Annotated in this window: 6 protein-coding genes; 4 read left to right on the forward strand and 2 right to left on the reverse strand. The window is 66.9% G+C overall.

What is annotated here, in order from left to right; translation table 11 throughout:
• Positions 1-1,743 (forward strand): copper resistance system multicopper oxidase, encoded by a 1,743-nt coding sequence (locus tag J3E64_RS17325; protein WP_253344296.1) that lies wholly within the window; start codon positions 1-3, stop codon positions 1,741-1,743.
• Positions 1,740-2,657 (forward strand): copper resistance protein B, encoded by a 918-nt coding sequence (locus tag J3E64_RS17330; protein WP_253344297.1) that lies wholly within the window; start codon positions 1,740-1,742, stop codon positions 2,655-2,657. The genes J3E64_RS17325 and J3E64_RS17330 overlap by 4 nt, the downstream gene beginning before the upstream one ends.
• Positions 2,658-2,928: 271 nt before the next feature.
• On the opposite strand, the gene J3E64_RS17335 is transcribed toward J3E64_RS17330, so the two are convergent.
• A complete protein-coding gene (locus tag J3E64_RS17335; protein WP_253344298.1) occupies positions 2,929-4,077 on the reverse strand; it encodes a M20 aminoacylase family protein in 1,149 nt (382 codons plus the stop codon).
• 84 nt (positions 4,078-4,161) lie between these two features.
• On the opposite strand from J3E64_RS17335, the gene J3E64_RS17340 reads away from it, so the two are divergent.
• Together J3E64_RS17340 and J3E64_RS17345 are read left to right on the forward strand one after the other, a co-directional pair.
• Entirely contained in the window at positions 4,162-4,770 is a 609-nt protein-coding gene (locus J3E64_RS17340) for a TetR/AcrR family transcriptional regulator (protein WP_253344299.1), read from the forward strand.
• 45 nt (positions 4,771-4,815) lie between these two features.
• Positions 4,816-6,534 (forward strand): acyl-CoA dehydrogenase, encoded by a 1,719-nt coding sequence (locus J3E64_RS17345; protein ID WP_253344300.1) that lies wholly within the window; start codon positions 4,816-4,818, stop codon positions 6,532-6,534.
• Between the two features lie 9 nt (positions 6,535-6,543).
• On the opposite strand, the gene J3E64_RS17350 is transcribed toward J3E64_RS17345, so the two are convergent.
• Positions 6,544-6,897 (reverse strand): cytochrome c family protein, encoded by a 354-nt coding sequence (locus tag J3E64_RS17350; protein WP_253344303.1) that lies wholly within the window; start codon positions 6,895-6,897, stop codon positions 6,544-6,546.
• Positions 6,898-7,357 lie beyond the last annotated feature (460 nt).

Genomic DNA, 7,357 nt, shown 5'->3' on the forward strand with positions numbered 1-7,357 from the left:
ATGCCTCTTCCGATCGTTGACCGCCGTACCCTGATCACATCCGCCCTTGCCCTGCCGCTGGCCACCGCCTGCCCCGCCTGGGCGCGCAGCGGAACGGCCGGTCTTGTCCGGGGCGGGGAAACGGTGTCGGGCAACGACATCATGCTGCATATCGGCGATGTTCATTTCTCGACCGGCGGGCGGTCGTGGCATGCGATCGGTATCAACGGGTCCATCCCGGCGCCGCTGGTTCGCCTGAAGGAAGGCCAGACCGTCCGGTTGACGGTGCATAACAGCCTGCGCGAGGATAGCTCGATCCACTGGCACGGCCTGATCGTGCCGTTCCAGATGGACGGCGTGCCAGGCATCAGTTTCCCGGGCATCGCGCCGGGCGAGCGTTTCACATATGAATTCCCGGTCCGGCAGTCGGGCACCTATTGGTATCACAGCCATTCCGGAATGCAGGAGGCGATGGGCCATTATGGTCCGATCGTGATCGATCCGGCCGGGCCCGATGCGGTGGCGAGTGAGCGCGAACATGTGATCGTGCTGGCCGACTGGAGCCCCGTGCACCCCCATATGCTGCTGACCCGGTTGAAGCAGACGGGTGGCTATTACAACATGCAGCGTCAGACCCTGGCGGGGCTGCTGGCGGGCAAGGACCAGCCGCTCAGGGACCGGATCGACTGGGGCGCGATGCGGATGGACCCGACCGACATTTCGGACGTCACCGGCGCGACCTACAGCTATCTGGTGAACGGCCATGGCACGGCGGAAAACTGGACCGGCCTGTTCCGCCCCGGCGAGCGGGTGCGGCTGCGCATCATCAATGCGTCCGCCATGACGAATTTCAATGTCCGGTTGCCCGGCCTGCCGATGACCGTGGTGGCATGCGACGGACAGAATGTCGCACCGGTGGAAACGGACGAATTCCAGATCGGCATCGCCGAAACCTACGACATGATCGTCGCGCCGCCGGAGGCCAGGGCTTATGGCCTGATCGCCGAAGCGATCGACCGGTCCGGCCTGGTGCGCGCCACATTGGCTCCCAATGCCGGAATGGTCGCGCCGGTGCCCGCGCTGCGGCAACGCCCGCTGCTCGGCATGAAGGACATGGGCATGGACATGGCAGGCATGGGTGCCATGGCCGGGATGGACCATGGCCACATGGCGCCGATGGAAGGGCCGTCCCAAATGGGAGGGCACAGCATGAAGATGCGGGACCAGGCGGCCGCGCCCACGGTGCCGCTCGGTCCCGGCGTCGCGACATTGTCGCCGATGCCCGCCGACCGGACTGCCGACCGCCCGACCGGTCTGGAGCATGTCGATCACCGGGTGCTGACCTATGCGGACCTGCGATCGCTGGAACCCAATCCCGACAAGCGCGCGCCGACCCGCGCGCTCGACATCCACCTGACCGCCAATATGGAACGCTATATGTGGTCGTTCGACGGGGTGAAGCTTTCGGACGGCGCCGATCCCATTCCATTCCGCCACATGGAGCGGGTGCGCGTCACGCTGATCAACGATACGATGATGCCGCATCCCATCCACCTGCACGGCCATTTCTTCGAGCTGGTGACGGGCGAGCCGGGCTACAATCCGCGCAAGCATACGGTGAACGTGCTGCCGGGGGGCAAGGTCAGTTTCGATCTGACCGCCGACGCGCTGGGTGACTGGGCGTTTCACTGCCACATGCTGCTGCACATGCATGCCGGGATGATGCGTGTCGTCACCGTGCGCCACGACGCAGGGGCGGCATGATCCGCGCGGCCCTGGTCGCGCTGATGCTGGCGGTGCCGGCGACCGCCCGCGCGCAGGATGATCCGGCGCCGATGGATCACGGCGCGATGGACCATGGTGTCCATACCATGCCACTCCCCACGTCGGCCGCGGGGGCCCATGCCGGCCATGCCATGCCCGGCGCGCCTCCGACGATCCGGGCGGGAACGCCGCCGCCCATCCCGACGGACCATGCCGCCGACGCCCTTTACGACCCGGCACGGATGGCGCGCGCCCGCGCTGCGCTGCGGAGGGAAAATGGCGGCATGGCCTTTTCGCAACTGATGATAGACCGTGCCGAATATCGCGCCGGCAAGGGGGCGGACGGCTATCATTGGGAAGGTGAGGGATGGATCGGCGGTGACATCGATCGCCTGGCCGTGAAGTCCGAAGGCGAAGGGCAGGTGGACGGATCGCTGGAGCGCGCGGAGGTGCAGCTGCTCTACAGCCGCGCGATCAATCCCTGGTGGAACCTGCTGGCTGGTGTGCGGCACGACATTCGCCCGCAGCCGCAGCGCAGCTATGCGACCATCGGCATAGAGGGGCTGGCGCCCTATTTCTTCGAACTGGAGGCACAGGCCTTTCTGTCCGACAAGGGCGAAGCCCATCTGCGGCTGGAAGGCAGCTACGACCAGCGCATAACGCAGCGGCTGATCCTCCAGCCCGCCGCCGAGGTGAATATCGCCGCGCAGACAGTGCCGGAACTCGGCATCGGAGCCGGCCTGTCGACGGTGGAACTGGGCCTGAGGCTGCGATACGAGATCGTCCGTGAATTCGCGCCCTATGTGGGCGTCAATTGGGAGCGCAAGGTCGGCGGCACGGCCCGCATGGCCCGGGCGGACGGGGACGGGGTCTCGGCCACCAGCCTGGTCATGGGTGCGCGCTTCTGGTTCTGACGCCCGGCGCGGGGTCGCGTCAGCAGCACCGAAACGCCGTCGCGACGATTTCGCAAGCATGAGCTGGGTTGCGAAGTTAACACAGTTGCAGGCATCGCGCGTGCATGCATACGGACCTCCGGCGACGATTTCGCAATAGGAGATTTTTTGCAAAGTCGCGCCGCGCGGGAACCACGGGCGGCGCGGGACGGGAAAGCGAACGGTGGGAAAGAGCCGGGCGCGACGATAGCATGGCGACGCGCCTGTAGGAAAGCGCCCGGCGCCCGCGCGCTCAGGCCAGATGACGCTCGACCAGCGCGACGTGCAGCCGCACGCCCAGCGCCAGCACGTCGTCGTTGAAGTCATAATGGGGGTTGTGAAGCGGCACCGTTCCTTCCGCCCGCCCCTGACCCAGCCAGATATAGGCGCCCTTGCAGGCATGGAGCATATAGGCGAAATCCTCGGACGTCAGCGCCGGATCGGGCGCAAGGAGCGCGGTGCCGACCGTTGCGGCGGCGTCGAGCGCCTCCTGTGCCGCGTCGGCATCGTTCACCGTCGCGGGGTAATTGCGGTGATAATCCACCTGTGCGGCAAGCCCGTCCGTCGCCGCGACGCCCGCCGCGATCTGCCGGATGGCCGCTTCGATCCGGTCCTGCACGTCAGCGTCGAAACTGCGGACCGTACCGGTGATCGCGACTGTTGCGGGCAGGACATTATGAGTATCGCCGCCATGGATCTGCGTCACCGACAGCACGGCGGACCCGGTCGGCACGATCCGGCGCGACACAATGCTGTTGAGCTGCGTCACCAGCAGCGCCGCGGCCAGGATCGCGTCGGGCGTGTCCTGCGGCATCGCAGCATGGCCGCCGCGCCCTTCCAGCAGGATGTCGAACCGGTCGGCCGCCGCCATGATCGGTCCGGGTCGGGTGGCGATGGTGCCGGCGGGAAGATCCGGCCAGTTATGCAGCGCGAACACCCGGTCGCACGGGAACCGTTCGAACAAACCCTCCTTCACCATTTCCCGCGCGCCGCCCAGCCCTTCCTCGGCGGGCTGGAAGAAAAAATGGACCGTTCCGTGGAAAGCACGCGTTCGCGCCAGTTGCTCCGCCGCGCCCAGCAGCATGGCCACATGGCCGTCATGGCCGCAGCCATGGAAGCTGCCGGGCGTGCGGCTGGCATAGGGCAGGTTGGTGCGTTCCTCGATGGGCAGGGCGTCCATGTCCGCGCGCAGCCCGATGCTGCGAGCCGACCCGCCATGGCGCAGAACGCCCACCACACCCGTCCGGCCGACGCCTTCATGGACCTCCAGACCCAGCGCGCGCAGCCGTTCGGCAATGCGTCCGGCGGTGCGCCTTTCGTCGAAGCCCAGTTCGGGATGCGCATGGATGTCCCGGCGAAACGCGACGAGGGGATCGATCAGATCGGCAATATCATGGGTCATGACGGCGATCCTAATGCGACGGACGAGCGACGGAAAGGGACAGGCGGGATGATTTGCCCGGCCGTTTCGTGCTAGTCGCCTGCCATGAACAGGGCAGCGCAGGACAGGACGGTCGAGACGGAAGGCGCGGGCGCGCGCCGCCGGCAGATATTGGAGATCGCCGCGCGCCTGTTCGCGCGCAAGGGCTATCGCGGCACGTCGATGCGGGACATCGGCGATGCGGCGGGCGTGCTGGGCGGGTCGCTCTATCATCATATCCGGTCCAAGGATGCGCTGTTCGTCGAACTGCATCACGGCGCGCTGGACGGCGCGGAGGCCCGGATCATGGCGGCGGTCGCAGCGGAAACCGACCCATGGGCGCGGCTGGAAGCGGCCATTGCCGCGCTGCTGGAGGTCCAGCTTGCACCCGATTCGCTCACCACGCCGATGATGAACGATTTTCGCGAAGTGCCCGACCGGGTCCGGGCCGCGCTGATCGAACGGCGTGACGATTTCGAGAATCTTTTCCGCGTACTGGTCGATGCGCTGCCCCTGCCGCCGGAAATCGACCGGTCCCTGTATCGCAACCTGCTGCTGACGCAGCTCAATTCGGCTGCGGACTGGTATCGGCCCGGGCGCCTTTCCCCGCGCGAGATCGCCGGGCAGATAGCCCGGATATTCCGACACGACAGGCGGCGATTGCACCCGGGTTGATACTGTAACAAGTGTTTGGTATATGACGTTGGGAGAGGTGCCGCGATGCAGAATTATTCCCCCCCGATCGACGATTACCGTTTTCTTTTGAACGAAGTGCTGGGTTTCGATGCCGCCATGGCCGAAATGGGCCGGGACGTGGACGCCGATCTGGCGGTGGCGGTGCTGGACGAGGCTGGGAAATTCTGCGCCGAACAATTGCATCCGCTCAATCGCGAGGGGGACGAGCAGGGCAGCCGACTGGTCGACGGCGCGGTCGTTACGCCGCCGGGCTTCGCGGAGGCCTATGGCGCTTTCGCCGGTGCCGGCTGGCCTGCGCTCGCCGCCGATCCGGCCCATGGCGGACAGGGGCTGCCCTTCATCCTCCAGCTCTGGCTGGACGAGATGCTGTCGGCCGCCAACCTGTCCTTCGGGCTTTTCCCCGGCCTGACGCGCGGTGCCACCGAAGCGATCGCAGCCCATGCGAGCGACGAATTGAAGGCGCTCTACCTCCCGCCGCTGGTGAGCGGGGCGTGGACCGGCGCGATGGCGCTGACCGAAAGCGGCGCGGGAACCGACCTGGCCCTGCTTAAGACGCGGGCGGAGGCCAGGGGCGACGGCAGTTACGCCGTGACCGGGCAGAAGATTTTCATTTCCTCCGGCGATCATGACCTGGCGCCCAACATCGTCCATCTGGTGCTGGCCCGCCTGCCCGATGCGCCGCCCGGTGTGAAGGGCATCAGCCTGTTCCTCGTTCCCAAGCTGCTGCCCGATGGCGCCCGCAATGCGATGTCGGTGGGCGCGCTGGAAAAGAAGATGGGCATTCACGCGCAACCCACCTGCGTCATGAATTATGACGGGGCGACGGGCTGGCTGGTCGGCGAGGCGCACCGCGGGCTTGCCGCCATGTTCACCATGATGAATGCCGAACGGTTGATGGTCGGCATCCAGGGGCTGGGGATCGCGGGCGCCGCCTATCAGCAGGCGGCCGCCTATGCGAAGGATCGGCTTCAGGGGCGCAGCGCCGACGGCGCGCGCGGGCCGGTGCCGATCATCGACCATGCCGACGTGCGCCGGATGCTGCTGAAGACTCGCGCCTTCGTGGAGGCGGGGCGGGCACTGGCCGGCTGGACCGCGCTGCAACTGGACCGGGCGCGTCACCATCCCGACGCCGCCGAGCGGGCAAAGGCCGACGCGTTGGTGGCGCTGCTGACGCCGGTCGTGAAGGCGGCGTTCACCGATCTCGGCTTCGAAGGCGCCGTCGATGCGCAGCAGGTGTTCGGCGGGCATGGCTACATCCGCGAATGGGGGATGGAGCAATATGTCCGCGACGCGAGGATCGCGCAGATTTACGAGGGCACGAACGGGGTGCAGGCGATGGACCTGGTAGGCCGCAAGCTGCCTCTGGGCGGCGGATCGGTGGCCACGGGCTTCTTCGACCTGATTGCGGCGGACCTGGACGCCGTGCCCGATCTGCCGGTATCGCTGCGGACGCGCGAGGCGCTGGACCTGCTGCGCGAGGCGACGGCTGCACTGGGCGGGGCGGACAGCGACGCGGTCGGAGCGGCGGCAGTCGACTATCTGCGCCTGTTCGCGCTGGTCAGCTTCGGCTGGATGTGGACGCGCATGGCTGGCGCCGCGACGGGAGAGGCACCGCTGCACGGGGCGAAGCGGCAGGTCGCGGACTTCTTCGCGCTGCGGGTGCTGCCGCAGAGCCGCGGCCTGGCAGAGGCGATCGCCGCCGGCGCGGGTCCGCTGATGGCGCTCCCGGCCGACGCGTTCTAGCCGCGGGCGCTATTTGGTCGCGCCGGCCAGATAGGCGATCAGGTTGGCGCGGTCCGCCGCCGCCGGTACGCCGGCGAAGGCCATGCGGTTGCCCGGGACAAGGCCGGACGGCTTGGTGAGGAAGGCGTCCAGCGTCTTGGCGTCCCACCGGATCTTGGCCTTCTGCATGGCGGGCGAATAAGCGAAGCCGGCAACCGCCCCCGACGTGCGCCCGAACAGGCCGTTGAGCGGCGGGCCCATCTTCACCGCGCCGGGCTTCACATCATGGCACATGGCGCAGCGGGCGAACACCAGCTTGCCCTTGGCGGCGTCGCCGGTTGCGCCAGGGGCGGCGGATGCCGGAAGCGCCGCGCCGGCGGCCAGGAATGCAAGAAGCAGGGGCTTTGCGATCGTCACCGTGTCTCTATCCTTTCTGTAGGCCGAATCTGTGCGCACAGGCCTGTCGCCCAAAAGGAGCATGTTCTTCCCGACCCTGCAATGTATGGCTCACGCATGGTGCCCGCCAGAGCGAAGATCGTCCGGGAATACCGGCTTCACGGCGATTGCGGGCATTTCCGCATCTTTTGGTCATTTAGGTGTTGACCGACTCATATGATGGACTTAGAGGGCATTTCACCGACGCGGTGGGCGCCCATGGTTCTCGCTGCGATTGGTCGCCGACATAGCAGGACGAGGTCCCCCGGAACGCAAGGAACGGGGCGGGCATCGTGTTCTCATTTGTGTTTGGCGGTTCTTTGACATTGTTGATTGATGAAGGGACATGTGGGCGGCGGCTCGTGTGGTTCGGGACTTAGGCCCGGATCGCAGTAGCAAAGCCAAGTCG

The sequence above is a fragment of the Sphingobium sp. OAS761 genome (assembly GCF_024168485.1).
Taxonomy (GTDB): Bacteria; Pseudomonadota; Alphaproteobacteria; order Sphingomonadales; family Sphingomonadaceae; genus Sphingobium.

Excerpts from the sequence above, each read along its gene's own strand:
- J3E64_RS17325 (WP_253344296.1), top strand. The coding sequence starts at position 1 with ATGCCTCTTCCGATCGTTGACCGCCGTACCCTGATCACATCCGCCCTT.
- J3E64_RS17330 (WP_253344297.1), top strand. The coding sequence starts at position 1,740 with ATGATCCGCGCGGCCCTGGTCGCGCTGATGCTGGCGGTGCCGGCGACC.
- J3E64_RS17335 (WP_253344298.1), bottom strand. The coding sequence starts at position 4,077 with ATGACCCATGATATTGCCGATCTGATCGATCCCCTCGTCGCGTTTCGC.
- J3E64_RS17340 (WP_253344299.1), top strand. The coding sequence starts at position 4,162 with ATGAACAGGGCAGCGCAGGACAGGACGGTCGAGACGGAAGGCGCGGGC.
- J3E64_RS17345 (WP_253344300.1), top strand. The coding sequence starts at position 4,816 with ATGCAGAATTATTCCCCCCCGATCGACGATTACCGTTTTCTTTTGAAC.